The 25,464-nt window shown below is 61.0% G+C and carries 29 protein-coding genes and 1 tRNA gene; 15 read left to right on the plus strand and 15 right to left on the minus strand.

What is annotated here, in order from left to right; genetic code table 11:
* Positions 1-77 precede the first annotated feature (77 nt).
* Genes Q1A89_RS10115 through Q1A89_RS10125 form a run of 3 tightly spaced genes read right to left on the minus strand, consistent with a single transcriptional unit; the run spans position 78 to position 2,741 of the window.
* Entirely contained in the window at positions 78-1,418 is a 1,341-nt protein-coding gene (locus Q1A89_RS10115) for a HAMP domain-containing sensor histidine kinase (protein WP_299727119.1), read from the minus strand.
* Positions 1,418-2,080: a response regulator transcription factor gene (locus Q1A89_RS10120; protein WP_299729110.1), complete on the minus strand. Its 663-nt coding sequence runs from the start codon at positions 2,078-2,080 to the stop codon at positions 1,418-1,420. The genes Q1A89_RS10115 and Q1A89_RS10120 overlap by 1 nt, the downstream gene beginning before the upstream one ends.
* A gap of 43 nt (positions 2,081-2,123) precedes the next feature.
* Positions 2,124-2,741, minus strand: a complete 618-nt coding sequence (locus Q1A89_RS10125) for a hypothetical protein (RefSeq protein ID WP_299727122.1) — start codon at positions 2,739-2,741, stop codon at positions 2,124-2,126.
* A 113-nt stretch (positions 2,742-2,854) separates the two neighbouring features.
* Here Q1A89_RS10125 and Q1A89_RS10130 point away from each other — a divergent pair, with 113 nt between their 5' ends.
* A complete protein-coding gene (locus Q1A89_RS10130) occupies positions 2,855-3,886 on the plus strand; it encodes a hypothetical protein (RefSeq protein ID WP_299727125.1) in 1,032 nt (343 codons plus the stop codon).
* An 871-nt stretch (positions 3,887-4,757) separates the two neighbouring features.
* On the opposite strand, the gene Q1A89_RS10135 is transcribed toward Q1A89_RS10130, so the two are convergent.
* From Q1A89_RS10135 to Q1A89_RS10145, 3 genes are all read right to left on the minus strand, one after another.
* The gene (locus tag Q1A89_RS10135; protein WP_299727128.1) at positions 4,758-4,946 is read right to left on the minus strand and encodes a hypothetical protein; all 189 of its coding nucleotides are present in this window, start codon (positions 4,944-4,946) and stop codon (positions 4,758-4,760) included.
* A gap of 346 nt (positions 4,947-5,292) precedes the next feature.
* Positions 5,293-5,709 carry a DUF6855 family protein gene (locus Q1A89_RS10140; protein ID WP_299727131.1) on the minus strand — a complete coding sequence of 139 codons (417 nt, stop codon included), beginning with the start codon at positions 5,707-5,709 and terminating at the stop codon, positions 5,293-5,295.
* A complete protein-coding gene (locus tag Q1A89_RS10145; protein ID WP_299727134.1) occupies positions 5,702-6,124 on the minus strand; it encodes an SRPBCC domain-containing protein in 423 nt (140 codons plus the stop codon). Before Q1A89_RS10145 ends, Q1A89_RS10140 begins: the two co-directional genes overlap by 8 nt.
* A 66-nt stretch (positions 6,125-6,190) precedes the next feature.
* On the opposite strand from Q1A89_RS10145, the gene Q1A89_RS10150 reads away from it, so the two are divergent.
* From Q1A89_RS10150 to Q1A89_RS10165, 4 genes are all read left to right on the plus strand, one after another.
* Positions 6,191-6,817 carry an HTH domain-containing protein gene (locus Q1A89_RS10150; protein WP_299727137.1) on the plus strand — a complete coding sequence of 209 codons (627 nt, stop codon included), beginning with the start codon at positions 6,191-6,193 and terminating at the stop codon, positions 6,815-6,817.
* Between the two features lie 95 nt (positions 6,818-6,912).
* Positions 6,913-7,248, plus strand: coding sequence for a metalloregulator ArsR/SmtB family transcription factor (locus Q1A89_RS10155; RefSeq protein ID WP_299727140.1), 336 nt, complete (start codon positions 6,913-6,915; stop codon positions 7,246-7,248).
* The gene (locus Q1A89_RS10160; protein WP_299727143.1) at positions 7,245-7,742 is read left to right on the plus strand and encodes an SRPBCC domain-containing protein; all 498 of its coding nucleotides are present in this window, start codon (positions 7,245-7,247) and stop codon (positions 7,740-7,742) included. The genes Q1A89_RS10155 and Q1A89_RS10160 overlap by 4 nt, the downstream gene beginning before the upstream one ends.
* A gap of 1 nt (position 7,743) precedes the next feature.
* Entirely contained in the window at positions 7,744-8,322 is a 579-nt protein-coding gene (locus tag Q1A89_RS10165; RefSeq protein WP_299727146.1) for a dihydrofolate reductase family protein, read from the plus strand.
* On the opposite strand, the gene Q1A89_RS10170 is transcribed toward Q1A89_RS10165, so the two are convergent.
* Positions 8,301-8,624 carry a hypothetical protein gene (locus Q1A89_RS10170; protein ID WP_299727149.1) on the minus strand — a complete coding sequence of 108 codons (324 nt, stop codon included), beginning with the start codon at positions 8,622-8,624 and terminating at the stop codon, positions 8,301-8,303. The genes Q1A89_RS10165 and Q1A89_RS10170 overlap by 22 nt on opposite strands.
* A 58-nt stretch (positions 8,625-8,682) precedes the next feature.
* Between Q1A89_RS10170 and Q1A89_RS10175 the strand changes: the two genes are divergently transcribed.
* The 4 genes from Q1A89_RS10175 to Q1A89_RS10190 all read left to right on the plus strand — a co-directional run bounded on the left by Q1A89_RS10175 (position 8,683) and on the right by Q1A89_RS10190 (position 11,446).
* Entirely contained in the window at positions 8,683-9,843 is a 1,161-nt protein-coding gene (locus Q1A89_RS10175) for an amidohydrolase (RefSeq protein WP_299727152.1), read from the plus strand.
* A gap of 108 nt (positions 9,844-9,951) precedes the next feature.
* The gene (locus tag Q1A89_RS10180) at positions 9,952-10,533 is read left to right on the plus strand and encodes a TetR/AcrR family transcriptional regulator (protein WP_299727155.1); all 582 of its coding nucleotides are present in this window, start codon (positions 9,952-9,954) and stop codon (positions 10,531-10,533) included.
* A 7-nt stretch (positions 10,534-10,540) separates the two neighbouring features.
* On the plus strand, positions 10,541-10,828 hold the full coding sequence (locus Q1A89_RS10185; RefSeq protein WP_299727158.1) for a YciI family protein: 288 nt from the start codon (positions 10,541-10,543) through the stop codon (positions 10,826-10,828).
* Positions 10,829-10,831: 3 nt separating this feature from the next.
* Positions 10,832-11,446: a DNA-3-methyladenine glycosylase I gene (locus tag Q1A89_RS10190; RefSeq protein ID WP_299727160.1), complete on the plus strand. Its 615-nt coding sequence runs from the start codon at positions 10,832-10,834 to the stop codon at positions 11,444-11,446.
* Between the two features lie 3 nt (positions 11,447-11,449).
* Here Q1A89_RS10190 and Q1A89_RS10195 read toward each other — a convergent pair whose 3' ends face one another.
* Together Q1A89_RS10195 and Q1A89_RS10200 are read right to left on the minus strand one after the other, a co-directional pair.
* Positions 11,450-13,612: a hypothetical protein gene (locus Q1A89_RS10195; protein WP_299727162.1), complete on the minus strand. Its 2,163-nt coding sequence runs from the start codon at positions 13,610-13,612 to the stop codon at positions 11,450-11,452.
* 38 nt (positions 13,613-13,650) lie between these two features.
* A complete protein-coding gene (locus Q1A89_RS10200; RefSeq protein WP_299727164.1) occupies positions 13,651-14,190 on the minus strand; it encodes a hypothetical protein in 540 nt (179 codons plus the stop codon).
* A 172-nt stretch (positions 14,191-14,362) separates the two neighbouring features.
* On the opposite strand from Q1A89_RS10200, the gene Q1A89_RS10205 reads away from it, so the two are divergent.
* The 3 genes from Q1A89_RS10205 to Q1A89_RS10215 are packed head-to-tail and all read left to right on the plus strand — an operon-like array spanning position 14,363 to position 18,508.
* On the plus strand, positions 14,363-15,562 hold the full coding sequence (locus Q1A89_RS10205; protein ID WP_299727167.1) for a hypothetical protein: 1,200 nt from the start codon (positions 14,363-14,365) through the stop codon (positions 15,560-15,562).
* A 49-nt stretch (positions 15,563-15,611) separates the two neighbouring features.
* Positions 15,612-17,201: a hypothetical protein gene (locus tag Q1A89_RS10210; RefSeq protein WP_299727170.1), complete on the plus strand. Its 1,590-nt coding sequence runs from the start codon at positions 15,612-15,614 to the stop codon at positions 17,199-17,201.
* Positions 17,202-17,209: 8 nt separating this feature from the next.
* The gene (locus Q1A89_RS10215) at positions 17,210-18,508 is read left to right on the plus strand and encodes a hypothetical protein (protein ID WP_299727173.1); all 1,299 of its coding nucleotides are present in this window, start codon (positions 17,210-17,212) and stop codon (positions 18,506-18,508) included.
* Positions 18,509-18,538: 30 nt separating this feature from the next.
* Here the strand turns inward: Q1A89_RS10215 and Q1A89_RS10220 are convergent, their stop codons facing one another.
* The 3 genes from Q1A89_RS10220 to Q1A89_RS10230 all read right to left on the minus strand — a co-directional run bounded on the left by Q1A89_RS10220 (position 18,539) and on the right by Q1A89_RS10230 (position 20,337).
* Positions 18,539-19,108: a TetR/AcrR family transcriptional regulator gene (locus tag Q1A89_RS10220; protein WP_299727176.1), complete on the minus strand. Its 570-nt coding sequence runs from the start codon at positions 19,106-19,108 to the stop codon at positions 18,539-18,541.
* A gap of 63 nt (positions 19,109-19,171) precedes the next feature.
* Positions 19,172-19,915 (minus strand): SDR family NAD(P)-dependent oxidoreductase, encoded by a 744-nt coding sequence (locus tag Q1A89_RS10225; RefSeq protein ID WP_299727179.1) that lies wholly within the window; start codon positions 19,913-19,915, stop codon positions 19,172-19,174.
* Positions 19,912-20,337, minus strand: a complete 426-nt coding sequence (locus Q1A89_RS10230; protein WP_299727182.1) for a hypothetical protein — start codon at positions 20,335-20,337, stop codon at positions 19,912-19,914. The genes Q1A89_RS10225 and Q1A89_RS10230 overlap by 4 nt, the downstream gene beginning before the upstream one ends.
* A 236-nt stretch (positions 20,338-20,573) precedes the next feature.
* Between Q1A89_RS10230 and Q1A89_RS10235 the strand changes: the two genes are divergently transcribed.
* Positions 20,574-21,056, plus strand: coding sequence for an acyloxyacyl hydrolase (locus Q1A89_RS10235; RefSeq protein ID WP_299727185.1), 483 nt, complete (start codon positions 20,574-20,576; stop codon positions 21,054-21,056).
* 8 nt (positions 21,057-21,064) lie between these two features.
* Here the strand turns inward: Q1A89_RS10235 and Q1A89_RS10240 are convergent.
* From Q1A89_RS10240 to Q1A89_RS10250, 3 genes are all read right to left on the minus strand, one after another.
* A tRNA-Arg gene (locus tag Q1A89_RS10240) sits at positions 21,065-21,141 on the minus strand.
* 45 nt (positions 21,142-21,186) lie between these two features.
* Positions 21,187-21,651 carry a GNAT family N-acetyltransferase gene (locus tag Q1A89_RS10245; protein ID WP_299727188.1) on the minus strand — a complete coding sequence of 155 codons (465 nt, stop codon included), beginning with the start codon at positions 21,649-21,651 and terminating at the stop codon, positions 21,187-21,189.
* A complete protein-coding gene (locus tag Q1A89_RS10250) occupies positions 21,639-21,950 on the minus strand; it encodes an ETC complex I subunit (RefSeq protein ID WP_299727191.1) in 312 nt (103 codons plus the stop codon). The genes Q1A89_RS10245 and Q1A89_RS10250 overlap by 13 nt, the downstream gene beginning before the upstream one ends.
* A 100-nt stretch (positions 21,951-22,050) precedes the next feature.
* Here Q1A89_RS10250 and Q1A89_RS10255 point away from each other — a divergent pair, with 100 nt between their 5' ends.
* A complete protein-coding gene (locus Q1A89_RS10255) occupies positions 22,051-23,199 on the plus strand; it encodes an adenylate/guanylate cyclase domain-containing protein (protein ID WP_299727194.1) in 1,149 nt (382 codons plus the stop codon).
* A gap of 54 nt (positions 23,200-23,253) precedes the next feature.
* Positions 23,254-25,452 (plus strand): excinuclease ABC subunit UvrB, encoded by a 2,199-nt coding sequence (gene uvrB, locus Q1A89_RS10260; RefSeq protein ID WP_299727197.1) that lies wholly within the window; start codon positions 23,254-23,256, stop codon positions 25,450-25,452.
* The last annotated feature ends 12 nt before the right edge of the window (positions 25,453-25,464 follow it).

The following is a 25,464-nucleotide window of genomic DNA, read 5'->3' on the forward strand; positions in this document are numbered from 1 at the left end:
CATCTTGCTGCTCACGCTTGCGTCGACAGTTGGAAAATGGACAGGATTCAACCGCACGGCCAGATCCATTGGGTTGTTTATCGAGCGATCTGCGCCGGAATTGTGATCCTTACGGCAAGACCGCCGAGAACCGACGACTTTCCCAACATAAGGTTGGCGCCGTATGCCTTGAGCAAGTCAACGGAAATCGCGAGCCCCAGACCCGTACCCGGCGTCGACGTGTCCAGCCGCCCGCCCGAGCGAAGTGCCTCTCGCTTGGAGTTCTCGGGAATGCCGGGGCCGTCATCCTCGATCAGAAGCTCGATGCCGTCCTTGACCTTTCTGGCCGTCAAGTGGATCGTTTTCTTGCTCCATTTCAATGCATTATCCAGCAGGTTGCCAATGGCCTCCTCGATGTCCTGCGCATCCATACGCACCGACAGATCGTCCTCGTTCCTGATTTCGATCGCCTTGCCGTCGCGCTCGGCCATCGACACGAACAGGCGCGACAACCGGTTGACGGAGTTGGAAAGGTCTGTGCGTGAATGCGTGAGTTCTGCAGAATTCGCGGCCCGCATGCGCGCCAGGGAACGGCCAAGCTGTGCATCGATACGGTCCAGAGCCTCCTGCGCCTTTTCAATTGCCACGTCATCCTCGGACAACGCGGTCAGTTCGTTGCGCAGGATGGCCGTTGGTGTCTTGAGCGCATGGGCCAGATCTGCAGCCTGCCGACGGGCGCCCGACACGATGTCCCGATTGCGATGCAGCAAGACGTTGATGTCACCAACCAATGGCGAGACCTCATCAGGGTATTCCTCCGGTTTCAGCTCGTCATCCTCATCCCAGCGCTGTGCCACGTCGGCGCGCAATTTACGCAAAGGCCCAAGAACCGCGGACATGCTGAGGATGGACCCCGCCATGCCGATCACGCCCACCAGCGCAAAGGCCAAGAGCAGGCTGCGTCGGGTCTCGTTGCGGTCCTTGTTCAACTCTGCGCGGCTTTCGGCGACGCTGATCCCCCATTCGGTCCCGTCCTCGTAGGTGATCTGCTGGTAGACGCTGCGGATGGCTTCGTTTTCGGGGCCAGTGGTGTTCCAAACGGTCATTCCGGAGTGTGAATCCGCGGGTTCGGTGAAGGTTTCGTCAAACAGGGACGCCGATGTGTAAATATCGCCATTGCTGTTTGTGACCTGCCAGTATCGACCGGAATACGGGGTGCCATAGGCGGGGTCGAACATCAAATCCCGCAGCTTGTCAGGAGTCTGGGTCGCAACGCTCAGACCGACCACGAGCTGCGTGTGCCGATCCTGAAGCGTACTGTCGAACCGCTCAAGCGCCTTGGCATCGATGTAGGAATAGAGCGCCAGTGTGCCAACCGCGACAGACATGGCCCCCGAGGCGATCCCGCCCAGCAACGCACGATGCCGCAAAGACAGCATCAGGCCGCAGCGTCGATCATGTACCCGCGCCCACGCACCGTGGTGATCAGGTCAGGCCCAAGTTTTTTCCGCAACCGCGTGATGAACACGGCGATCGTGTTCGAATCCCGGTCACCATCGTATTCATAGATGTGTTCCGACAGTTCGGTGCGCGATATCATGCGCCCCGTATTGTGGAACAGATAAGTCAAAACTGCGATTTCCTGGGCCGTCAGATCGACAGGAATTCCGTCCGTCGTTACCCGCCCGTTGCGCGTGTCGAAGTGGACATTTCCCAGTTCAAACACGGGTTTCACATGGCCACTTTGACGCCGCAGCATCGCGCGCACGCGCGCGGCCAGTTCCGGCATGTGGAAGGGCTTTGTCATATAGTCGTCGGCACCGGCGTCCAGACCATCGACGCGTTCGCTCCAGCCATCGCGCGCTGTCAGGATCAGAACCGGGGTCGCAATGCCCTCTTTGCGCCAATCGCGCAGGACAGAGATACCATCGCGTTCAGGCAGACCAATATCCAGTATGATCATGTCGTAGGGTTCGGTTGACCCCATGAAATGCGCTTCGACGCCGTCATTGACAACGTCAACGACACGCCCCTCGGCGACCAGCAACCGCTTGATCTGCGCGCACAACTGCGGCTCATCTTCTGCCAACAAAACTCTCATGGAATTTTGGTTAACCGAAAAATTTGGAGTTTTTGTGGCAAGATTATTTTTTACCGCCGCCGCCGCCACCACCGCCGCCGCCACCACCGCCACCACCGCCGCCGCCACCGCCGCCGTTGCCGTTGCCGCCACCACCGCCGTTGCCGCCACCGTTGCCGTTGCCGCCGCCGTTTCCGTTGCCGCCAGCGTTGTTATTGCCCTTGCCGGCATTGCCGTTGGCACGGTTTGACGAGCCGGATGAGGATTTTGCCGCGTTGGAGATTTCGCGTCCAAGACTGGTCTTGCCCGACAGCTGCTTGCCGGTCTGCGCATTGATGATCACGCTTACTATCCGGCCATTTGGCTTTTTGACGAGAACCCGGTAATATATGCCGTCCGCTTCGAACGCGCGGGCATCGACAGCAGTACCGCCAACGGCATTTGCGACTCCGTCCATGACGCGTTTCAACCCGATGGTGTTCCCGGATGCGCTGGCTTTGCGTAGTTCTGACGGGTTCAATTCCCGTGCAGCAGCATCGGCTTGTCCCGCCAAGGACAGCGCCAACAGGCTGACAGAAAGATAGAACCTGATCATGTGAAAAAACCACGCATTTGCAACTTCATCCTGAGTATCTAGCAAATCCAACATGAACCGGCGATGAACGACCAGTTCCAGCTGCATTCAACAGCAATGATGTCAAATGCCCGTGTTGGGTTGCGATTCTTGTGCAGTCTTAACGGCGCGCTTTCGTCAGCGTCATCAGAACATTCAGAATACGGCGCACGGAGGCCATTATGAAAGTCACATCGAAACAGTTCATCAAAGCATGTTCACTGTCCCTTGCCCTTATCGGGTCAACGGCGGTGGTCGCTACATTTGCAGCACCAGACTACGCCTATGCCAAGAACGGCGGCGGCAATGGAAATGGCGGCGGCGGCGGAAACGGTGGCGGCAACGGTGGGGGCAACGGCGGTGGAAACGGCAACGGTGGGGGCAATGGCAACGGCGGGGGCAATGGCAACAGCGGGGGCGGTGCCGACAAGGCGGGCGGCGGCAAGGCTGACGGCAAATCCAACCGTGGCGCCAAATCGCAAAGGTCGGGGGGCAACGGCTTTTCTTTGAAAGGCCTGTTCGGCGGCAAAAAGGAAAAAGCAAGAACCGAGCCGGTCAAGCAAGCCCCGGCCAAGGCAGTGCGCAAAGTGTCAAAACCTGCGAAACCGCAGGCGTCCGCACGGCCACCCAGCAAGCCCAAAGGTAACAAGATGGCACTCGCTCTGGGCGTTCACCCGTCCGAACTGGGTGCGTTGAATGCCGCAAACGCGAATGAAAACGCATTTGCAAATGCAGCTCCCAATTCTCGGGTTGGGCGTATCGGCGCGTATCGGGACACAGTGCTTGAGGGAAAGGCGCTTAACGAAGACCTGGCCGCGAAGGAGGCTCTGCTGGAAGGCTTCACGCCGCCCGAACGCCCGCTCGACGAGATCAACGCCGATCTTGATGCGGCTGTCACGGATGCTGAGGCGCAGGCCGAACGCGTCCGAGATCTGGAAAACGCCCTTGAGAATGCGGGCGGGACAGATCCTGACATCGAAGCAGAACTGGCAGACGCCCAGCAGGATCTGGATGCGCTCAATGAGACCGCAGATGAGCTGAGTGCAGAGCAGCAGGCCGCCGTCGAATATGAAGAGACGGCTGAGGACGTCGAAGCGTTGGCTGAAGCTGTGGCGGAGCAACCGGCAGTGGAACGCGCCGCGCTCGAAGAGGCGGCCAACAAGCCGGTGACAGATGAGGTCGAGGCAGCTGTGAAATCGATCCTCGGCCTTTGACGCCGAGGACGCAAAGCGGCGGGGTGAGTGTTGTGTGATCTGCGAGGATCATAGGTGGGATTGCAGCACTGATTGCAATTGGGATGCATCTCATTGCCCGGGCGTGTCGGTTCAAACCTTCCGCCCGGGCAAAGCAGGTAAAACGGCAGATCGACGCAACAGTCGGCGACGGGCCAATGCATAACGTCGCCACGAGACCTACCCCGCCACAAGTGATCGATGGGACGCCCGCTCAGTTTTTGAGCGGGCGTTTTCCATTGCTGTCCGTATCATCAGTCTGGGTAGTAGGACGCACCGCGGCACCCCAGGTTGCCTGTCCATCCCCAGACCAATCCAGTGGCGAACGTCGTACCTGTACATCCTGTCGTCATGAAAGCATCCGCACCACACCTGACCGACGGCAATCCTGCTCTGATTTGCGCAGGTTTCTTCAAGGTTGGGTGCCCCCAGAATGCACGAAAGCCGCTCTTTGAAGAGCGGCTTTTGGGCGGTCCACGGACACGTAGGTCAAGCGTCTGAATGTGCGTCGCGTAAGGTGATCCCGAAGAGAGCAAGATCACGTGGAGGAAGTAACCGGGTCCATTTATCTTGGCAGCCAACTGTCGTCGCGTTGAGCAGATCTACTGTCGTAATGGGATGGAGGGACGCGTGTGTTGTCCAAGTCAGGCAACAGCGTCTGCTATTGGAGGGTCGCCAAACGGACTCTACGTCCGGGCAAAATGCAGCTTGGGCCAGTGCCCCGAAAATAAGTCCGTCAGATCAGGCAGGTCTTGGTTCGACGGCGCGTCCGTAAACCCAGACGGTCTGTATGCCTTGCAATTGTCGGCCCGCATCCACACGCGGCGCTCCTGAAAGAGCACAGAGGCGAGGATCAAGCGGCAAAGATGTTCTCCATCTGGTCGTAGCGTTCCATCAGGTGATCGACATTCTCGAACCGGCTTGCCGATCTCGCAGCTTCCAGCGAAACCGTTTTGGGTTCGTGTCCCGATTTGCGGGCCACAAGGGCTTCCAGGGCGATCAATCGACCAAACCGAGCTTTCTCTACCAAAGCGACTGTCATGTTTTCTCCTTCCATCCTTTTTTTGTTCGATCTGCTGCCAAACTATTCGAGGTGTATTTGTTGCTGCCGACCCCAGTCGGCGCTCCATGGAAGGACAATCGCATGATTCTGATGAACCGGTAGCAAACTGCTCGTTCATCTTCGGTTAACCATTACGTAAGGTAAGTTCTTGCGCGTTTCTCAGCGTTTCGGCTCCGAACCCGATGCAAACACAATCCGCAAATTTCTTGGCAAAGCGCCACGCCCGAAATTGTTCGCGGCACATAGGTCAGCCCAGCGGGTATACGGATAGACGCAGAACGCAGACCGAAGACAAACGCGCTGCGCGCCGTCCCGACCCGCCCTGTCACACTGCCCGCAGTCTATTATTGCGCGCATTGTGTTCCAGTTCGACCAGGCCCAGCAGTTCCAGCGTGGGAGCGACATAGTTGGCAAAGCGCCCGCGATAGCCTTTGCGCAGGCCGTAATATCCGCCCACCGGATTGTTGTCGCTGCGCGCCCAGTGTTCCAGCGTGCCCTCTTTCACCGGCTTGCCCTCATCCGCGTTGCCCAAGAGCATCCAGTCGCCATGAGCCTTCAACATCTCATGCGCATCGGCGAGACAGCGCAACTGGTAGGACAACTGGGTCTTGCCGACCTGAACCACCAGCGCCTGCGGGTCTTTGGTCTCATCCTTCCAGGCCAGAAATTCGGAAGACAGCGGCGGGGTCTTGAGGATCCACGGGTCATCCTGCGTGCCCGATCCATAGGTTACATCAGTCATTTTGTTCGGCCCTTTGTTTCAGTGTCTGTGCGAATTTTTTGAAGCTTGGCGTGAGGTCGGGGATGGATTTGGTGATCAGCCCGGCCATGGGACCGGAGAAAACCTCGATCATGTGAAAGGTGCTGCCTGACCCGGCCCCGGTGATCGTAAAGGTGCGTGTGCCGACGAACAGCCCGAAGGGCATGCCGCCGGTCCAGACCATCGAATGTGGCGCGTCAAAGCCCGTGACCTTCAAGGCAAAGGCGCGCTTGGGCGAGACTTCGGACCACAGTTTCAGCTTTGCGCCTTTGGCCAGTGTGCCGTCCAGACGCAGAATGCCATAGGCCTCGGGCGCGCGTGGCATGTCGTCGGTCAGCATGTGCCAGACACGGGCGGGTGCGGCGTCGATTTGTATTTCTGTTTCAAACGTCTTCACGGTCTTTCCTTATCTTGACGGGATGACGTCTAGCACCCTTAATATGACATCTTCTGTCATGTTTGGATGACCCGTTTGCGCGCCTCCCGACTCCTTCGCATCCTCTTGCTGCTGCAGAACCGCGGGCGGCAAAGCTCGGCCCAATTGGCCGCTGAGCTCGAGGTCGCGCCGCGCACCATTCTGCGCGATGTGGACGCGATGACCGAGGCCGGATTGCCGATCATCGTGCATCAGGGCAATCAGGGCGGGATCGAGCTGGGGTTCAATTATCGCACCCGGTTCACCGGCCTTGCGCGGGACGAGGCGCGCGCGCTTGGGCTGATCCTGTCGACGTCCAATCCGATGATCGCCGCCCTCGGGCTTGAGCACGCCGCCGAGCAGGCCCGCGCCAAGCTGGTCGAAAGCCTGCCCGATACATCCCGCCATCTGTGCATTGATATGATGGCCCGTTTCAACATGGAGGCCAGCGCGCCACAGGATGACCCCCGCATCCGCGCCCTTGCGAGGGCGGTGCAGGCGCGCTCGATCGTGCGGTTGCGCTTTGCCACGCCGTCCGAGCAGATCATCCATCCGACGGGCATGAAGATCGAGGATGGCGCGTGGCATGTGCAGGATGGGCTGACGGACACGTGGAACGATGAAGCGTCCTGGGGCCGTTTGAACATCTCGGGGCATCGGTTCAAACCGGGATAGGCTTTCGCATCGGTGCATCGCATCGTCCGGTGGTTCACTCCATGTCCGCTATTTAACCACTTGCTTAATTAACGAGTTGGTATAATACTACAGACATGACCGAAAGCGATCAACTGGACGCGGCCTTTGCCGCATTGGCCCACCCCGCGCGGCGGGCGATCCTGGCGCATCTCGCCAAGGGCACGGCCAGCGTGAATGCGCTGGCGGAACCGTTTGATATGTCACTGCCGGCTGTGTCCAAGCACATCCGGGTACTCGAAAACGCGGGCCTGATTTCGCGGGAACGGGATGCGCAGTTCCGGCTGTGCAAGCTCGAAACACAGCCGATCCGCGAGATTTCAGGCTGGACAGAGCAGTACCGTCCTATCTGGGACGCCCGCTTTGACGTGATGGACACTCTTTTGAACGAAATAAAGGAAAACGACCAATGAGCGACGCACAGGACTGGGTTCGGATCGAGCGGGAATTTGATGCGCCCATCGATCTCGTATGGAAAATGTGGACCGATCCGGCGTTGTTCAAACGGTGGTACGGCCCCAACGGCATGTCCGTCCCGACCGCCGAGATGGATGTGAAAATCGGCGGCACCCGCAAGGTCTGCATGGCGCTGCAATCCCCCGAACGGTCGATGGAGATGTGGTTCACCGGGGTCTACAAGGAAGTCAGCGCGCCCGATCGCCTCGTCTATACCGAGAGCATGTGCGACGCGGATGGCACCATCATTCCGCCACAGGCCATGGGCATGCCCGAGGGCTTTCCCGACATCACCGAAGTGATCATTGACCTGCAGGATGTCGGCGGCAAGACCCGGATCGTCATGGTCCATGTCGGCGTGCCCGAAGGCACCGCAGGTGCGGGCGGCTGGGCGCAGGCCTTCGACAAGATGGCGGCGCTGGCGCAGTCCCTGTTCGACGCGGCACAGTGAGATGAGGCAGCTTGCGGTTCTGTCCTTTGTGACCCTCGATGGGGTCATGCAATCGCCCAGCATGCCCGAGGAAGACCCCTCGGGCGGCTTTGCGATGGGCGGCTGGGCCGCGCCCTATTGGGCTGGTGTGATGCCGCATGTGGAGCGTGTCGCGATGGCGCATCCCTATGACATCCTGTTTGGCCGCAAAACCTATGACATCTTTGCGGGCCACTGGCCGAACGCGCCGAAATCCGAAACGGGCGAGCGGATGAATGCGGCGCGCAAATACGTCGCCACCTCTCGGACTGATCCGCTGAATTGGGCCAACGCGCACGCGCTGAACGGCGATATCGCGGGTGCCGTGGCCCAGTTGAAAGCCGAAAACGGACCGCTGTTGCAGGTCCATGGCAGTGCCGCGCTGATCCAGACCCTGCAGGCCCATGATCTGGTGGACGAGTTCCGGGTCTGGACCTTTCCGGTGGTGGTCGGTGCGGGCAAGCGGTTGTTCGAGGACAGCGTCACGCCCCGGTCCTATACCGTGCAGACCGCCGAGGCGCTGGAGAATGGCGTGATGCATCACATCCTCGGGAGGGCCTGATCCGCCCATCCGAATGAACGCGCCCACCAGGCCTGCGAACAGAAGGGCCCGTGCGCCGTATGGTGAACATCGGACGGATAAATGGCGCGCGCGATGCGCTGAACAACCATCGGGCCTGACCGACTGCGATCTTTGGCTTTGCCCAAGGTCATGTATCTGGCCTTGAACAGCACGAGGCGACCGAGGATGGCCAGCGGGACCACGATCAGCGGACAGGCGGCGGGCACGGTACGAGGCAAAGATTGACCGCACGGATCAGACCATGAAGGCGGGTTGAGGCGGCGCGGAACGATGCTATTCATGGCCCCTCTCATCGCGTCCTGACATGGGCGCTATCTGCATTTGAAAACAGGGCGACACATGCTGACCAACAGTGATCTCATCGAACTGACCGCGTTTCGCCGTGACCTGCACCGAAAACCGGAAATCTCTGGCGAAGAGGCGGAGACCGCGCGCACCATTCAGGCAGCACTGGAACCGATGTCGCCGACCCGTATCCTGACGGGCTTGGGCGGGCACGGGGTCGCGGCGGTCTTTGACAGTGGTCAGAACGGGCCGACGGTGCTGTTTCGTGCCGAGTTGGACGCGCTGCCGATTGCAGAGCGCAATGATGCCATTGCATGGCTGTCGGACGTACCGGGCAAAAGCCATGTCTGCGGCCATGATGGTCATATGACGATGCTGCTTGCCCTTGGCCGCATGATCGCGCGCAAACCTGTTGCGCGGGGGCGCGTTGTGCTGATGTTCCAGCCCGCCGAAGAGGACGGCAGCGGGGCCAAGGCAGTGGTGGCTGATCCGGCTTTCGCGGAGATCAAGCCCGACTGGGCCTTTGCCATTCACAATGAACCCGGCAGCCCGTTTGGGCATGTCGCGACCCGCGTCGGGCTGATGAACTGCGCCTCTCTCGGGCTCAAGATCAGGCTGAGCGGCAAGACCGCCCATGCCGCCGATCCGCAGGATGGCGTGTCGCCTGCCCTCGCGGTTGCCCGGCTGATCCCGGCGCTTGACGCGCTTGGGCAGGGTGAAGGCGGACCGCGCAATGCGGATTTCCGTCTGGTGACGGTGACCCACGCCAAGCTCGGCGAGCCGACCTTTGGCATCGCGCCGGGTGAGGCGGAGATCTTTGCCACCCTGCGCACGGGCCATGATGCCGGTCTGGAGCAACTAGAAACTGCGGCGCGCCAGCTTGCCACCGCGGTGGCAGAGGAATTCCGGTTGCAGGTGGCCTTCGAGGTTCACGACCACTTTGCGGCATCAATCAACGACGCAGAGGCCTACGCGGTGGCGACCAAGGCGATGGACGCCATCGGGGTCCCGCACGGGGAGGAGAGCGTGCCCATGCGTGCCTCAGAGGATTTTGGGGTGTTCGGGTGGGACGCAAAGGCCGCGATGCTGTGTCTGGGACCGGGCGAAGACCATGCGGCCCTACACAACCCGGACTATGACTTTCCCGATGATCTGATCCCGATTGGTGCCGCGATCTTTGAACGCATTGCGCGGGATCTGTTGGGAAGCGCGTAGCTTCCTTTTTGACTGCGCCACCTCAAAAGCACCCGGCAGTCTCGTATATTGACTCCCTAGGACACTTGTCCTAAATTCAGCGCCAAGCGACATGGACCAAGGCCGCCAATGCCCAAACCAACCACCCGCGACATGATCGAGGAAAAGGCCGACGACCTGTTCTACGAGACGGGGTTCGAGGCGACGTCCTTTGCTGATATCGCCAAGGCGGTCGGCATCTCGCGGGGCAATTTCTATCACCATTTCAAATCCAAGGACGACATCCTCGATGCCGTGATTGACCGGCGGATGGCCAAGACAAAGGCCATGCTGACCACATGGGAAGAGGACGCAGCACCGCGCGACCGGATCGTGTCCTTTATCCGGCTGATGATCGCCAACAAGGCCAAGATCATGGCCTATGGCTGCCCTGTCGGCACGCTGACCACCGAGTTGACCAAGCTGGATCACGATGCCCACAGCCGCGCGGCCGACATCTTTGGGCTGTTTCAAGACTGGCTGGCGCAGCAATTCGCGGCCCTCGGGCATGGCGCGCGCGCGCAAAAGCTGGCGCTGCACCTTTTGGGTCGCTCACAGGGGGTCGCGGTGATGGCCTCGGCCTTCAAGGACGAAGAGATGCTGACATCCGAAGTCGCGGCCCTGGAGACGTGGCTGGACCAATTGGAACCTCTATCACCCGTGAAAGGTTAGACGCGACATGTTCATCATCACTCTTCGGTTTTCCGCCAATGCCTCGGCCGCGCCCGAGTTCATGGCAGCCCACAATGAATGGATTGCGCAAGGGTTTGCCGATGGCGTGTTTCACTGTGTCGGGTCGCTGAAACCCGCAGGCGGCGGTGCCATCATTGCCACCGACACCAGCCGCGACAAGATCGAGGCCCGGATCAATGCCGACCCCTTTGTCGCTGAGGATGTGGTCAACGCAGAGATCATCGAGGTCGATGTCAAAAAGGCGACGCCCGCCATGGACGCACTGAAGGGCTAGCGCGTGGACAAGCTGGTCAAAGGCCCTGACAACCAGCATCGCTGCCGGTGGAGCGATGCGGCGCCTGAGTTTCTGCACTATCACGACACCGAATGGGGCTTTCCGGTTTCGGACGACATTCGCCTGTTCGAAAAGCTGTGTCTTGAGAGTTTCCAGTCCGGGCTGAGCTGGCGCACGATTCTGGCCAAGCGCGAGAATTTCAGGGCCGCCTTTGCCGGGTTCGACTATACCAAGATCGCCAATTTCGACGACGCGGATCATGCGCGTTTGATGGCGGATGCCGGCATCGTGCGCAACAAGGCCAAGATCGAGGCGACGATCCACAATGCCCGCCGCTTGTGCGCCCTGGTCGAAGAAGAAGGGTCGCTCGCCGCCTTTGTCTGGCGCTTTGAACCGGACGCCGCGACATTGGCGGAACCGCAGACCGCCTCGACCTCTGACGCCTCGCGCGCCCTTGCCGCCGCCTTGAAGAAACGCGGGTGGAAGTTTCTGGGGCCAACAACGGTGTTCGCGTTCATGCAAGCCATGGGCCTGATCAACGACCACGCGCGGGGATGCGTCATCCGCGACAAGGCGGCGGCGGCACGGCAGGCCTTCACGCCACCCGAAAAGCAGTAATTTTCACGCCATCTGCGGCTTGGGGTCTCGGGCGTGCAGGCTGCTGATGATCCAGACCAGACCTAGGGAAAAAAGATCGAGGGTCACCTGAAGGGCGATGTAGATAATGCCGATATCCCACGAAGTCAGCAGCGTCTTGAGCGGCGGTTTTTGTACGAATTCGCCGGGCTCAGGATAGTTGGACGGCTGCGCAAGGCGCTGTTCCAGATTTTCCTTGGCCAGTTCCAATGCACCGACGCGTTCCTCGATCGGTGCGCGGTCAAAGCCCTCAAAGGCCTTTAAATCCCGCCGCGCCGTCTTGATGTCCTGCGCGATGCCAGCGCTGTCCGCCAAGAGCGCAAGGGAGTCCAAGAGCGCATCGATACCCTTGTCGATCGTGGCCAGTTGCGCCTCGACGCCGGCCAAGCCGGCAAGGCGACGATCTTCAATCTGCAGGATGACGACGCGTAAGGCATCGAGGTTCTCAATCTCCTTGCGCAAATCCAGTCGCATGTCGCCGGGCAAGACCCGATCAGGGGCCGCGCGCGCACCAAATTCGGACAGGCCCTTGTTCCAGGCCTGCATGCGCTCGTCGACCGCAACCTTGGCAAGGCTCAACTCGGTTTCGAAACCGGCAAGTGCCTCGGCCTGTTTGGTCGCCAGACCTGCATTCGCACTGCTTTCCCCTTCGACCAGCGGCGTGGACACAACAGCCAGCAATTCGCCCATGCTGCCGGTTGGTGACAGCGCATAGATCTGCTGGGACTGCCGGTTGATCCGGTCCAGAATGGTGCGGGCCCCTTCGAAATCCAGACTGACCAGCGCCTCGCTATATTCAAGTTTCAGCACGTCCAGCCGGGCAATCATCCCGGTCCGCACATTGGAAAACCCGGCCAGAGAACCCTGCGCCTTGCCATAGGCATCGGCAATGTCGCGCAGGTTTTGAGCGACCTGGCCAAAACCGGCCTGACCACCTGTGTACTTGCCACAGCACACCTCGTCATTTTCCCGCTCGCGCCAGATCTTTTCGTTCGCAGACAGTTGCGACACCAGCGCGTCGAGATCGGCATAAACGGCAAGCCCGTTCTCAAACGTATCCGTCAGGGCGACAAATTCGCCGTTCAGGGCCTCGCTGATTTCGAGATGCAACTCGGTGGTATAGTTCTGCACAAGGCTCGCCGCGTCGCTTTCCAACCCGGACAGATTGCGGGCATCCTCGGCGCGGTAGGTTTCGATCACCTCGTCCGTCTCGGCCACGCCAGTGCGCAAATCCGCCTGCGTGGCGGGCGCGCCGTAGTGAAAATAACAGGCGGTCGCGATAGACACCGAGGCGACGATGACCACAACCAACACGCTGGCCACGCTTGGCTTTTGCCCGTTCATGACCAGATGCGTGGCAAAGTTCGCGCTGAGCCAGATCCCTAAACTGAGCGCGATGGCAAAGATCGCAGCCCAGAATTCCGCGCCCGTCACCACCCAGTTCACGGCGTTTTGTTCGGCCCCGTCCGTGGCGCCCAGAATGTCAGCCCATGCCAGCGAAATGTCGAAATAGACCCTGTCGCCCAGACGCGGCTGCCAGAGCATGGCGAGCCCTTCGAACGACACGGCCGCCGAAATCAGCTGGCCAAGTGCGGTGGCCGTGGGGACGAGGCAGATTGCGCGCGCAATGCTCTTTGGATAGTGCTGTTCGATCGCTTCGAGGTTGGCATAGGTCACGCGATACCAGCCGCGCATCAGCCAATAGATCAGCAGCGCCACGAGGGCGAAGCCGATCAGCATCCCGGTATATCGCGCAAAGAAGCTGAGCGTTTCGCCCTCAAACCCGCCCCATTGCGAATAGTGCGGGGCCACGCCAATCTCGGCCAGCGCAACCGCCCCGGCAAAGTAAAGCGCAAGGCACAGCGGCAGGATCCAGTTTGTCTCGCGGATCTTGTGCGAGAAGTAGTTGAGGGCCGCGACAAAGCCGTCGACGATGGCCTTGACAACCGTGGTGACCATCCCGGACCAGAACGCCGCCAGAATAAGAAAGATCAGGTTTGTCGCGGTCGCCGCCACGATGACAAGGCTGGTGACATCTGGGATGAAATCGGGGCGCAGCGCCGGGAGTGTCCAGATGGTGGCTGCAATTGCGGCCCCGCACAGGTTGACGACCAGCAGCGGCCACCCAAAAGCTTTGAAATGTTCCATTGATTTCCCCCCATCAAATTCCGACGTCCGAAACGCGCCTACCCGTCCGGGACAAATGATAATTCGTGCAAAACAAGCGTGCCGCTGGTCTCAGAACCCTGACCAACGATGTTAATTTCAAATCCCGCCACGCTGCCCGGGCTCCAGACCCCGTCATTGTGCCGCGCGCCCACGCCTTCGCTCAACCGAAGGTCAGACAGTGGCACCGTGTGGCTGACCATTCGGGGCTGCACGAGCGCGCCGTTGATATCCAGCCAGTGCATTTCATCCGGGCTGGTGATGCCTGCGCCGGGAACAAGGTCATTCAGGGTCACCCGCAGCAGCGCCGTCGAGGGCTGCTTGACCGACAGCGTTATGCGCACCGCTGAATAGGTCGTAAAATCACGCGCGCTATCAAATCTATGCGCCAGCGACGCCCACCCATCCGCGGCCACGGCAAAGCCGATCTCGGGCGTCTCATGCGCGGAATAGCTGACCGTCGCGGCCTGCGTGTAGGCGTTGAAACGCGCCTCGGTGATGCCGTTCAGCGCGGGATCGGCATGGCCCATCACAGGGTCAATCCCGAGCGCGAAGATCATGAGCAGTGGATGTGGTCGCATACCCTCCCCCAAAGGCTGTTGCTCTGACATCCTATGCCCGTCAGGCGCGAATTGTCAATCCATGTTGGGATCATTCTTATTCACAGCTGAATATGATGTTTACAGGCATTCCGAATTGCCGTATTCTCAAACGAGAAAAACAGGGGGAAAAATGCTCGATAAACTGACGCAGCAGGACTTGGCGTTGATCGTCGCCAAGCTGAGCGCAAAATATGGCAGCCAGCTCAATCAAGTGGAACTTGCCAAACGTCTGGAGACATCTCAGCCCAGCATCAGCCGCGCGCTGACCACGGCAAAGACCCAGAACATCCTTGTGGAGACCTTTCGCTTTAACGGCGTGATGTCCGCGGCCGCCGATGCGGTGGTGGCGCGGTTTGAACGGGATGTTCCCGCCCTTCTGACGCGCCTGCAGGCGTTGGAAATGGACCAGACGGATGTCGCCCTGCACGAAATTGAGGTCATCGACCCCGAGATTCTGGCCCCCGATGCGGGCCGGAAAATGCAGCTTGATCACTTTGCCACCGGCGTCGGGTCGATCCTGACCCAATGGCTGAGCGGCGCGGACCGTGTGGGCGTGACCTGGGGCGGCGGTGTCTATCATGGACTGGCCAAGGTCGACTATTCCGCACTTGCAGGGGCGCCGCCCGTCTTTGCGCCCAGTTGCGGCAACATCCGCACGGGGCGCGGGCAATTCACATCCACGGCCATCGCCGGAAACGCCAATGAATGGGCCGGCAACGACCACGCCGAACTGGGCGCAAACGCGCTGGGGGTAAACGCATTTGTTCCCATCGAATACAGTTTCGACCCGGCAGAGCGCACGAAATTCGCCGAGATCATGCTGGAAAGCTCGACCGCCTATCAGCGTCTGCTCGGGGGCTATCTTGACCGACCCGAAAGCCATGCCGCCGGACAATACGGCACTCTGATCACCGGCTGCGGCATGGACGGGCAGTGTTACGGCTCCAACAGCCACGACTTTCAAAAGATCATCACGCCGCGCGGCCCCGATATGGAACAGCAGCAGGCCGAAAGCCTTCGGAAAATCGAGACGTGGTTTGTCGGGGAATTTGCCGGGAACCTGCTCCTGGCTGACGTCGAACTGACGGATGCGGAGCGTGAAGAGGCCGCACAGATCCAGAGCCTGTGGACCGGATTGCGGGTGAACGACATCCGCGAAATCGCCAAGCGGGCGAACGGGCGCAACCGCAAGGGCGTCATTGCCATCGGGACTGGCGATGATCGCGCCCGGACGCTCTTGCAGGCCATCAGGCTTGGCCTTGTGTCGAAAATTGTGCTGGACCGCGCCCTGTTTGATGCGCTGGAACGGCTGGCCCACGCGGCGGACTGACCCGGACCGGCGCAAAATGTGGTAGGATGATCCGGGAGGGGAGGACCCGATGTTCAGATTGCGAGCGCTTGGGATGGCTGGACTGGCCTGCGCGGCTGTGGCGCTCTGGGCCTTGGGCGATGCGGCGCGGGCCCAGCCCCAAGACAGCGTCCCACAACCCGCCTATTGGCACCTGCCCAACGCCCCGCTCAGTCTGGTCAAACTGCCCAACGGGGATCGTCTGATCTATGATCGCGAGCGCCGCAAGGCGGTGGAAATGCGGCTCGCCGCGCCGGGCTCGGCCATCACGCTTTTGAACCCGAAACAGCTGGGCGATGCCTATGCGGCCGACTTTGCCGTCTATGACGAAACCGGGCGGCTGTTCCGGCTGGGCCCCGACGCGGAGGCCGCAAGGCGACGCCCGGTTACCCGCCCGGCCGCCACCTCCCGCATCGTGCTGATACCGACGGAACAGGGCGGGATGTCCGCGCTGCATTTCGCAGGCGACGGTACGCTGAAATCCATCACCACCGACAGCGCCTATTTCGACGCCACAGGTTCGCTGATGCGCCCGACCATCTGGACCCATGGCGGCGCAGCCTTCCGGGTTGACCTGCGCGGCAATGGTGCTTTGTGGCAGCACAAATACGGGCCGCACAGACTTATCTCCATGTCCAATTCGGACCGTTTCGTGCGCAAGGCCTGGCGCCTGATCGACAGCAATCTGCGGGCTGCACGCACAGCAGGCCCGGCATCCAGACAGGACAGCTATTGGACATCGGGCCAATTCCGCACCAACGACCCCTATTACAGCGACTTCATCGAAACCCTGCCGGGGCCGCGCAGTCTGGAGGATCTGGCAACCTTCAAGGACGCCGAGGCGTTCATGGGACAATGGGTGCTGGTCAACACCTTGCTTGCCACGGAATTGGGCAGTTACCCGATCAAATATCTACTGCGCAACAAGCCGTTTGTCGGGGCCGCGTTCGACGCCTCTGTCGATTGGGTGCAGGCCCCGATCTGGCGCGCCATGGATCACAGCATCATCACCGACTTGCGCCCGCCGCTCGAGGCGATCTCGGACACCCAAGAAACCGTCAGTTTCTTCCCCGGCGTGACCAAGGATGTGGTGGGCATCCTGCACGACAACTACAAACGATCCCTGACGCCGGTGATGCTGCGGACGCCGATCCGCCGGATTCGCATCATCGTTCCGCCCCGGATCACGGCGCAGGGGATCGAATTTGCGCAAGTCGGCCTGACGATCCCGGGGCGCAGAATCCCTGCGCTGCTCATCGGGCCCAAACGGCTGGACCTTGCCGGGGTTGGCACGGATGTCGTCAAAAAGGCCGTTGAGCATTACGCGGTCAATCGGTTCAGCACCTATCTGTCCGAACCGTCCAAAACCGTCGCCTTTGGCGAGGCGCCAGATTACAAATTCTACTACCCGCCCAAACCCGTCACGAACACGCTGCGCCGGGCGCAGGGGCTGATGAACCGGAACCAGCCCTGCACAGGGCAGGCCTGCGGCGGTGCGGAAGTCGGCGGCGTCGAAGTGCGCCATGATCACACCCCGCGCAATGCGAGCCTGAGTAGCCTGCGCCAGCGCGCCCTTGCCTGCGCCGCTGCGGGTCAGACAGATTGCGGGGAGTCGCAATGATGCCATTCATGCGCCTCATATGGTCCGCCTTGCTGGTTCTCGCGATCCCGGCCTCTGCCGGATATGCCCAAACCACGGCGACCGACTGCGCCCCGGACCGGGTTGTGCTGCCGCACGAGGTCGACTTTGTGGTGTCGCTGGCGGCGGTACAGAGCAATCTGGAACGCTGCCAGGGCCTTGCGGATTGCGGCGAGGACGCGCGGCGCTTGTTCGGACTCAAGCGGGTGGACGGCTTTGTCCTCGACCCGGCGGGCGACATCCTGTTCGTGGGGCGCAAAGGGGCCGGTCTGGGCCCGCTCGATTTTGATGATTTCGTCGTGATGCTGCGCCACGCGATGCACGAATACGCACCCGTCACGCATCATATCGACGCGCAAGGGCGGCGCGTTGCAACCCGGACACTGACAGCTCCGGGCGTGACGATTGACCCAAGACCGGAAAGCATCGCGGCCCTGAACCGCTTGGTCGAAAACACGACGCTGGCGCAATATGCACAGGACTGGCCGCTGATCTGCCAGACACCGATGGATGCCAAGACCCTCGGCATTCCGCACGGCACCGGCCCGTCGGCCAAGATGATGTTTGCCGATGCCATGTTGAAAACGATCTCGAACGGCTTGTCGCCGGTGCCCGACCTGCCGTCAGTGCATGACCGCAACCTGACCCGGTTCCTGCAGGACGGCACCCCGTCTTCGGGGTCGATGACCCGCTACTGGTTTTCAGCCGGGCTGCACGACATTCTCGAAGACAATGGCGATTATCTGTTCCGCCGCGCCAACGTGGCCCTGCTGGACGAGGCAGAGCATCTGACAAGTGCGGGCGAATTTGCCGCCACCGGCCAGACCAACCCCGTCGCACGTGCGTTTTCCTGCGATATGACGCGCCAGTTTCCCGATCTGATGGATCAGCCCGACCTTGGCTATCTGAAGGACCTTGATGACGTCTTTCGCTGGGGTCTTGTCGCGCAATTGCTGGTCAGTTCGGACGCGTTTGCGCGCACCGGCTTTGACACCACATGGCTGCTGAAACAGGCGCCTGTGCGGCTTTATGATGTGCCGCATGAATTCACCGGCGTGTCGCGCATCTATCGCTGGCCGCAGGACGCGCCCGCTGACCTTGCCCGCAAGGGACGCGAAGGGTTGCATGTGGTGTTTGCCAGTTGCGGCGGTGTCTCTGTCGATCTGCGGGAGACTGTCAAAACGGTGCGCCGCGATGCCAACGGGCGGGTCGCGCACCTGAGCCGCACGGTGTTGCTGCAAAGGCCTGCGCCAACCGCGCGCAGTTGGCGGGTGAAGGTCGGGCCATAGCCTGACCAGTCCGTAAGGCGCAAACCGCCGTCAGACCAAGGCCGTCAGCGACTTGATGTGATCCTCTACCGTCTGCTTTGAGGCGCGCGATCTGATGAGCAGCCCAAGCGTATACAGCCCGGTTGCCAACAGGCTTGCATTGGTCCGCACTTCATCCGCATCTTGCGCCCGGCTCTGGCGGCGCAAAAAGCCCTGAAACGCATCCATCAGCATCTTGCGGTTTGCATCGACAAGTTTCGCGATATCCGGGTCCGCGCCCGAATGCTCGACCATCGAATTGCACACAAAGCAGCCAAGCTTTTCGCCCGACGGGGACAGTATTCTGGACGCTTTGCCCAGGAATTTTGCCAGCCCCTCCGGCGTCGCCTCTGCCCGGCCGATCCGTTTGACAAGGTCGTCGGTCACACTGGCGCTGTAGCGTTTGAACGCCTCGATGAAGAGCCCGCGTTTCGAGCCGAACACCGAATAAAGGCCATAGCTGTTCACCCCCGTCCCTTCGATCAGGTCCTTCATCGACGCATCGAAATACCCCTTGCGCCAAAACACCAGAAGCGCGTCGTCGATGACCGCGTCGGGGTCGAATTCCTTGTGTCTGCCCATCGCCTTTTCACAGTCTCCGATTGGACGTTGCCAGCCGACCGGCCCCGGCACGTGCCGCGCAGGCTACCATTTCTCGGCGAACGGGCGAATGGTATATTCAAAGGCCCAGGTGGTCTTGTGCTGGTGGGTCAGGTGATAGATTTCGGCGGCAATCCCGTCGGGATGGGCAAAGTAATCCTCGCGCGCATGCGGCCAGTCGTCCGGGGGTGTCAGCCATGCCGGGCGATCTTCATCACTTGTCCCCAGCCATGTGGCGTCGATGGCCGCATCAATGCTGAGATAACAGACGTGGATGCCCTCGGGCCCCAGATCACGGGCGAGCGCCTCGCACAGGCTGCGCTGCGCCGCCTTGGTCGGGGCAAACAGGGCATAGTTCGGCACCCCGCGATGAGAGGCGGTGTTGCCGGTCGCAAGGATCGCGCCACCGCCATTGGCCAACATCGTGTCGGCAAAGAAACGGGCAAAGATCAGCAAGGCCGTCGTGTTGACCCTGAAATTGGCCTCGATCTGCATCGGGTCAAGACCGCGGAACCGGCCAAAGGCGTGCGACACCGCGTTGTGCACCAGAACGGCCGGGCACCCCATCTCGGCCTCGATCCGCTCCAGACACCGCTTGAAACGGCCCAGATCAGAGATGTCGCAGACATAGGTCTGCGCGCCGGGATGCACCTTTTCCAGCGCCTGCAACCGCTTGGCGTTGCGGGCGATCATGGCCACGCGGTAGCCCTCGGCGATAAACTTGCGCACTGTGGCGCTGCCCGTCGCGTCGCCCACGCCCGTGATGATGCAAAGCGGTGATGTCGTCATGAGGCGCGCCGCCTGTCGCGGGATGCCGCATAGGGGGCGCCGTATTTCTCGTTTTCCTCGCCGGTGGTGATCACCGCCATGATCTCGGGGTCGTATTCATAGGTCCGAATCCACTGCCGCGTGCCCTGATCCATCGGCATATGCGAATGGGGCGAGCGGGCCTTGCGGGTGTATTCCACCTCGACCATGCGGCACGCCTGCCCGCCAAAGGCATAGGCAAAATCTGTGGTGTCGGGTGCCACGAAACGGACCTGATACAGCTTCCAGTACTGGCCATCGTGCTTGTAGATGCCAAAGGTCATCTCGTGCGTGTCATATTGCCAGTGCCATGTGGCGTCCTGATAGACCTTTTCCCAATCCGCGTAGTGACTGCCATCGCGAAACGTCTGACCCTCGATCATCCAGCCCAGTGTGTCGGCCATTTCGATCTCCTTTTCCAAAACGATCATTTTGGAAATAGGATGACGCAGCTTGTACCGCAAGGGACAAGCGATCAATTCATCCGAGCGGTGGTCAGTTGGCAGCGGCAAAGACACGATGCCTGCCACGGGACTGTGTTGCTTTGTTGCAATGGCTCACGCGAAGTTGCGTATTTTCATATTTATTCGGAACTGACAGGTTCCTATTTTGACTGACGAACACCAGACTGGAGCGGAAAATGATTTACCTGCGTTTGTCCCTTGTTTTGATCACGTACCTTGTGTCCAGCGCGGCCCTGGCCGCCGATTTAGTCGTTGGGGTTGGGCGCACGGATTTCAATAACGTAGATGTGTCTGTTTTAGAGCTTGAGTATCATTCCGACCCCGTCTGGCATGTGGCTGGGGCCGATATCTCGGTCGCAGGCGCGCTAACCGGCCATGACAACGGCGATTTCTTCATTGGTGTCGGCTTGTCTGCACTGCGGCCCCTGCAAAACAACTGGTTCATCGAGGCAAGCTTTATCCCCGGTTTTTTTGAAAACACCGAACCGGCAACGGACCTTGGCAGCAGTCTGGAGTTTCGATCCCTGATCGGTGTGGGGCGCACCTTGAAAAACGGCATGAAGGTATCGCTGGGCCTGTCGCATAAATCGAACGCGGATTTCGGTAGCACCAACCCGGGTGTCAACGCGCTGACATTGCGCTTTCGCTTTGATCGATGAACGTGAACTGGCGATCCCGGAAGGACTCGAACCCTCAACATCCTGATTAGAAGTCAGGTGCTCTATCCAGTTGAGCTACGGGACCGCGCTGCCCTGTTCATGCCGCAGGTGTCGCCACGGGGCAAGTACCTCAAAGCGTCCGCGTCATGAAAACGCTCAGGGGATCATGGATGTAGCTGCCAAAGGGCGGGCAGTTGGTGAACCCGTACGCGGCATATAGCGCGCGGGCCGGGGCAAACATCTCGGCACTGCCGGTCTCAAGGCTGACGCGGGTCATGCCCTGGGCCCGGGCCGCATCCAGAAGGGCGGCAAGGATCGCGCGGGCCACGCCGCGCCCTCGCGCCTCGGCACTGGTGTGCATCGATTTCAACTCACCATGATCGGGGTCAAGCTGCGCCAACGCGCCAACGCCCAGAATGGTGTCCCCGTCGCGCGCGGCATACAGCGCGACACCTCGCTCCAGAAGGGCGTCGGGTTCCAGCACATGACAGCTTTCTTCGGGTGAACCGGCGCGCATCAACGCGAAATGGCGCATCAGCAACGCCTTCACATCCGCAGTGTCAGGCGAGTCCCGGCTGACGTTCAGTGCGTCCATGCCCCGCGCCTGCCGGTTGCGAAATTCTCGCCATAGCCGCCGGGGCGGATGTTGGCGCGGCGTTTGTTGGGGTCCTGCACCACGGCGTCGATGCCGTGTTGTTCGGCATATTCCTGCGCGGCCTTTTTGGTGTCAAAGGTCATGCGCACCTGCGCCTGCGTGTCGTCAGACGAGGTCCAGCCCATCAGCGGATCGACCGACCGGGCAGAGGATGGCGCGAATTCCAGCACCCAATGCTTGGTCTTGGCCGTGCCCGAGGACATGGCAGTCTTGGCGGGCTGAAAGATGCGTGCGCGCATGGGAACACTCCTGAAACGACTGCCAAACTATATCGACAATTCGAGGCCCCCTCGCAAGATGCGAATTGCCTCATCGCCGACTTCGTCCATAATGGTGATCATGTTTGACCCCTCGCCTCATGTGGACTGGTTGCTTTCCCACGGCCGCATGCTGGATCTGCAGGGTCTGGTGGACGGTTTGGGTGCGCGGTTGCGCGCGGATGGCACCGCGATGATGCGTGTGCGGATCAGCTTTCGCACCACACATCCCCTCACCGCCGCACTCAGCGTGATTTGGGAGGCCAACACCGCGCCGATCAAGCCCATCACAACCGCGCACGGGCTTGAGGCGCGATCCGATTATGCAGGTAGCCCGCTGGCTGAAATCGCGCGCACGGGCCACCCCTATCGCCGCCGCCTGACAGGCGTGCTGGGCGCGGATGACCACGTGTCGCTGCACGAAATCCAACAGCGCGGCGGCACCGACTATTACGGGCTGCCGCTGCACTTTGCCGGGGGCAGTCTGGGCATGATCGTCTTTGTCTGTAACAGTACGGGCGGGTTTTCAGATGACCAGATATCCGGCCTCGACCACCTTGCCGCCGTGCTGACTCCGGTGGTCGAGGCCCATGCAAACCACCAACTGGCCGCCGCCATCGCCAAAAGCTATCTCGGCGCCCGCACGGGTCAGCGGGTGCTGGACGGCCAGATCACCCGCGGCGACATCGAAACCATCGAGGCCGCGATCCTGTTTTCCGACATCCGCGGCTGGACCGCCCTCAACGCCGCGCGGCCCCCCGCCGAAACGCTCGACATCGCCAACCGCTATTTCGAAGTCATCTCGGACGCCGTCGACAACAACGAGGGCGAGATCCTCAAGTTCATGGGGGATGGCGTTCTGGCCCTGTTTCCCGGCGACGGAACGGACGAGGGCCGCCAGCGCGCCTGCCGTCAGGCCATGGCCGCCGCCCATGCCGCCCACGGGATTGCCGCACTGGCCGCCCTGCCCGTCTCCTTTGGCATCGGCATCCACTACGGCGAGGTGCTGTATGGCAATGTCGGCGCCCGCGCCCGCATCGACTTCACCGTCCTCGGCAAATCCGTCAACATCGCCGCCCGGGTCGAGGCCTGCTGCGACAGGCTGGACCAGTCCGTGCTGATCTCGCAAACCGTGGCCGACATGGCAGGCACCCCAACCCGCCACATCGCAACCGAACGGCTCAAAGGCATGGACACGCCCATGGCGCTCTTCACTCCTGCCACTTCCTGACAGCAGCCTGCCGCAAACCCTTGCATGCGCCTCCATTAAAGCCAAGTTAGCACCATGCCCCATGTCCACACCGATTCCACCGACACCTTCCTTGCCAACCCGGCCGAAGATGTCCGCACCCGCCTCAAGCTCGAAGGCGGGCAGCCGCTGCGCATGAACACCGAATTCCAGCCCGCAGGCGACCAGCCCACCGCCATCAAGGAACTGAGCGCAGGTGTAATGGCCGGCGACCGCGATCAGGTGCTTCTGGGGGCCACCGGAACCGGCAAGACCTACACCATGGCCAAGGTGATCGAGGAAACTCAACGCCCCGCCATCATCCTTGCCCCCAACAAGACGCTGGCCGCCCAGCTCTACGGCGAATTCAAAGGGTTCTTCCCCGACAACGCCGTCGAATACTTCGTCAGCTTCTACGACTACTACCAGCCCGAAGCTTATGTCGCGCGCTCGGACACATACATAGAAAAAGAAAGCCAGATCAACGAACAGATCGACCGCATGCGCCACTCCGCCACGCGGGCGCTCTTGGAACGGGACGACGTGATCATTGTGGCCTCCGTCTCCTGCATCTACGGCATCGGGTCGGTCGAAACCTACGGCGCGATGACGCAAGACCTCAAGGTTGGCAAATCCTACGACCAGCGCCAGGTCATCGCCGACCTCGTCGCCCAGCAATACAAACGCAACGATCAGGCGTTTTTCCGGGGCACCTTCCGGGTCCGGGGCGACGCGCTCGAAATCTTCCCCGCCCACCTCGATGACCGGGCCTGGCGGCTGTCTTTCTTCGGCGAAGAACTGGAAAGCATCACGGAATTCGACCCCCTGACGGGGGAAAAGACGGCCGTGATGGAACACATCCGCGTCTACGCCAACTCCCACTATGTGACGCCAAAACCGACGATGTCCCAGGCCATCATCAAGATCAAGGAAGAGCTCAAAATCCGCCTCGATCAGCTCGTGAACGAGGGCAAACTGCTCGAAGCACAACGGCTCGAACAGCGCACCAACTTTGACCTCGAAATGCTTGAAGCCACAGGCGTCTGCAACGGGATCGAGAACTACTCGCGCTACCTCACGGGCCGCGCCCCGGGCGAACCACCCCCGACCCTGTTCGAATTCATCCCCGACAATGCCATCGTCTTTGCCGACGAATCCCACGTCTCCGTCCCCCAGATCGGGGGCATGTACAAAGGCGACTACCGGCGCAAATTCACATTGGCCGAACACGGCTTCCGCCTGCCGTCGTGCATGGACAACCGCCCCCTCAAATTCGAGGAATGGGATGCGATGCGCCCGCAATCCGTCTTCGTCTCGGCCACCCCGTCCTCATGGGAACTCGAACAGGCGGGCGGCGTCTTCACCGAACAGGTGATCCGCCCCACGGGCCTCTTGGACCCCATGGTCGAAATCCGCCCCGTCGGCACGCAGGTCGACGATCTGCTGGACGAAGTGCGCCGCGTCACCGCCAACGGCATGCGCACGCTCTGCACCACGCTGACCAAACGCATGGCCGAGGATCTGACCGAATACATGCACGAACAGGGCATAAAAGTCCGCTACATGCACTCCGACATCGACACGCTGGAACGGATCGAAATCCTGCGCGACCTGCGCCTCGGGGCCTTCGACGTGCTGATCGGGATCAACCTGCTGCGCGAGGGGCTCGACATCCCCGAATGCGGTCTGGTCGCGATCCTGGATGCGGACAAGGAAGGGTTCCTGCGCTCCGAAACCTCGCTGGTGCAGACCATCGGGCGCGCCGCACGCAACGCCGATGGGCGGGTGATCATGTATGCCGACAAGGTGACGGGGTCGATGGAGCGCGCACTGGCCGAAACCGACCGCCGCCGCGCCAAGCAGATGGCCTATAACGAAGAACACGGCATCACCCCGTCCACGGTCAAAAAGAACGTCGAGGATGTGCTGAAAGGCCTCTACAAAGGCGACACCGACCAGTCCCGCGTCACCGCCAAGATCGACCCCGGGATGGCGGGCGGCAACCTGCAAACGGTGCTGGACGGGTTGCGCAGCGACATGCGCAAAGCAGCCGAGAACCTCGAATTCGAAGAGGCCGCACGGCTACGGGACGAGGTGAAACGGCTGGAAGCGGTGGATCTGGTCGTGGCGGATGACCCTCTGGCGCGGCAATACGCGGTGGAAAAGGCCGTGGGCGATGCGCAGAAGGCGAGCGGTCGGAGTACGGCGGGCCGGGCTGGGCAACGCGGCGGGAATGTGAAGCGGCGGGGGCGGTAGTTAACACTTCGA

It is taken from the genome of uncultured Tateyamaria sp. (assembly GCF_947503045.1).
In the GTDB taxonomy this organism is placed as follows: Bacteria; Pseudomonadota; Alphaproteobacteria; order Rhodobacterales; family Rhodobacteraceae; genus Tateyamaria.

Bases quoted from the DNA above. Each gene is read 5' to 3' on its own strand.
- Q1A89_RS10115 (WP_299727119.1), bottom strand. From the start codon at position 1,418: ATGCTGTCTTTGCGGCATCGTGCGTTGCTGGGCGGGATCGCCTCGGGG.
- Q1A89_RS10120 (WP_299729110.1), bottom strand. From the start codon at position 2,080: ATGAGAGTTTTGTTGGCAGAAGATGAGCCGCAGTTGTGCGCGCAGATC.
- Q1A89_RS10125 (WP_299727122.1), bottom strand. From the start codon at position 2,741: ATGCAGCTGGAACTGGTCGTTCATCGCCGGTTCATGTTGGATTTGCTA.
- Q1A89_RS10130 (WP_299727125.1), top strand. From the start codon at position 2,855: ATGAAAGTCACATCGAAACAGTTCATCAAAGCATGTTCACTGTCCCTT.
- Q1A89_RS10135 (WP_299727128.1), bottom strand. From the start codon at position 4,946: ATGACAGTCGCTTTGGTAGAGAAAGCTCGGTTTGGTCGATTGATCGCC.
- Q1A89_RS10140 (WP_299727131.1), bottom strand. From the start codon at position 5,709: ATGACTGATGTAACCTATGGATCGGGCACGCAGGATGACCCGTGGATC.
- Q1A89_RS10150 (WP_299727137.1), top strand. From the start codon at position 6,191: ATGACCCGTTTGCGCGCCTCCCGACTCCTTCGCATCCTCTTGCTGCTG.
- Q1A89_RS10155 (WP_299727140.1), top strand. From the start codon at position 6,913: ATGACCGAAAGCGATCAACTGGACGCGGCCTTTGCCGCATTGGCCCAC.
- Q1A89_RS10160 (WP_299727143.1), top strand. From the start codon at position 7,245: ATGAGCGACGCACAGGACTGGGTTCGGATCGAGCGGGAATTTGATGCG.
- Q1A89_RS10165 (WP_299727146.1), top strand. From the start codon at position 7,744: ATGAGGCAGCTTGCGGTTCTGTCCTTTGTGACCCTCGATGGGGTCATG.
- Q1A89_RS10170 (WP_299727149.1), bottom strand. From the start codon at position 8,624: ATGAATAGCATCGTTCCGCGCCGCCTCAACCCGCCTTCATGGTCTGAT.
- Q1A89_RS10175 (WP_299727152.1), top strand. From the start codon at position 8,683: ATGCTGACCAACAGTGATCTCATCGAACTGACCGCGTTTCGCCGTGAC.
- Q1A89_RS10180 (WP_299727155.1), top strand. From the start codon at position 9,952: ATGCCCAAACCAACCACCCGCGACATGATCGAGGAAAAGGCCGACGAC.
- Q1A89_RS10185 (WP_299727158.1), top strand. From the start codon at position 10,541: ATGTTCATCATCACTCTTCGGTTTTCCGCCAATGCCTCGGCCGCGCCC.
- Q1A89_RS10195 (WP_299727162.1), bottom strand. From the start codon at position 13,612: ATGGAACATTTCAAAGCTTTTGGGTGGCCGCTGCTGGTCGTCAACCTG.
- Q1A89_RS10200 (WP_299727164.1), bottom strand. From the start codon at position 14,190: ATGATCTTCGCGCTCGGGATTGACCCTGTGATGGGCCATGCCGATCCC.
- Q1A89_RS10205 (WP_299727167.1), top strand. From the start codon at position 14,363: ATGCTCGATAAACTGACGCAGCAGGACTTGGCGTTGATCGTCGCCAAG.
- Q1A89_RS10210 (WP_299727170.1), top strand. From the start codon at position 15,612: ATGTTCAGATTGCGAGCGCTTGGGATGGCTGGACTGGCCTGCGCGGCT.
- Q1A89_RS10215 (WP_299727173.1), top strand. From the start codon at position 17,210: ATGCGCCTCATATGGTCCGCCTTGCTGGTTCTCGCGATCCCGGCCTCT.
- Q1A89_RS10220 (WP_299727176.1), bottom strand. From the start codon at position 19,108: ATGGGCAGACACAAGGAATTCGACCCCGACGCGGTCATCGACGACGCG.
- Q1A89_RS10225 (WP_299727179.1), bottom strand. From the start codon at position 19,915: ATGACGACATCACCGCTTTGCATCATCACGGGCGTGGGCGACGCGACG.
- Q1A89_RS10230 (WP_299727182.1), bottom strand. From the start codon at position 20,337: ATGGCCGACACACTGGGCTGGATGATCGAGGGTCAGACGTTTCGCGAT.
- Q1A89_RS10235 (WP_299727185.1), top strand. From the start codon at position 20,574: ATGATTTACCTGCGTTTGTCCCTTGTTTTGATCACGTACCTTGTGTCC.
- Q1A89_RS10245 (WP_299727188.1), bottom strand. From the start codon at position 21,651: ATGGACGCACTGAACGTCAGCCGGGACTCGCCTGACACTGCGGATGTG.
- Q1A89_RS10250 (WP_299727191.1), bottom strand. From the start codon at position 21,950: ATGCGCGCACGCATCTTTCAGCCCGCCAAGACTGCCATGTCCTCGGGC.
- Q1A89_RS10255 (WP_299727194.1), top strand. From the start codon at position 22,051: ATGTTTGACCCCTCGCCTCATGTGGACTGGTTGCTTTCCCACGGCCGC.
- uvrB (WP_299727197.1), top strand. From the start codon at position 23,254: ATGCCCCATGTCCACACCGATTCCACCGACACCTTCCTTGCCAACCCG.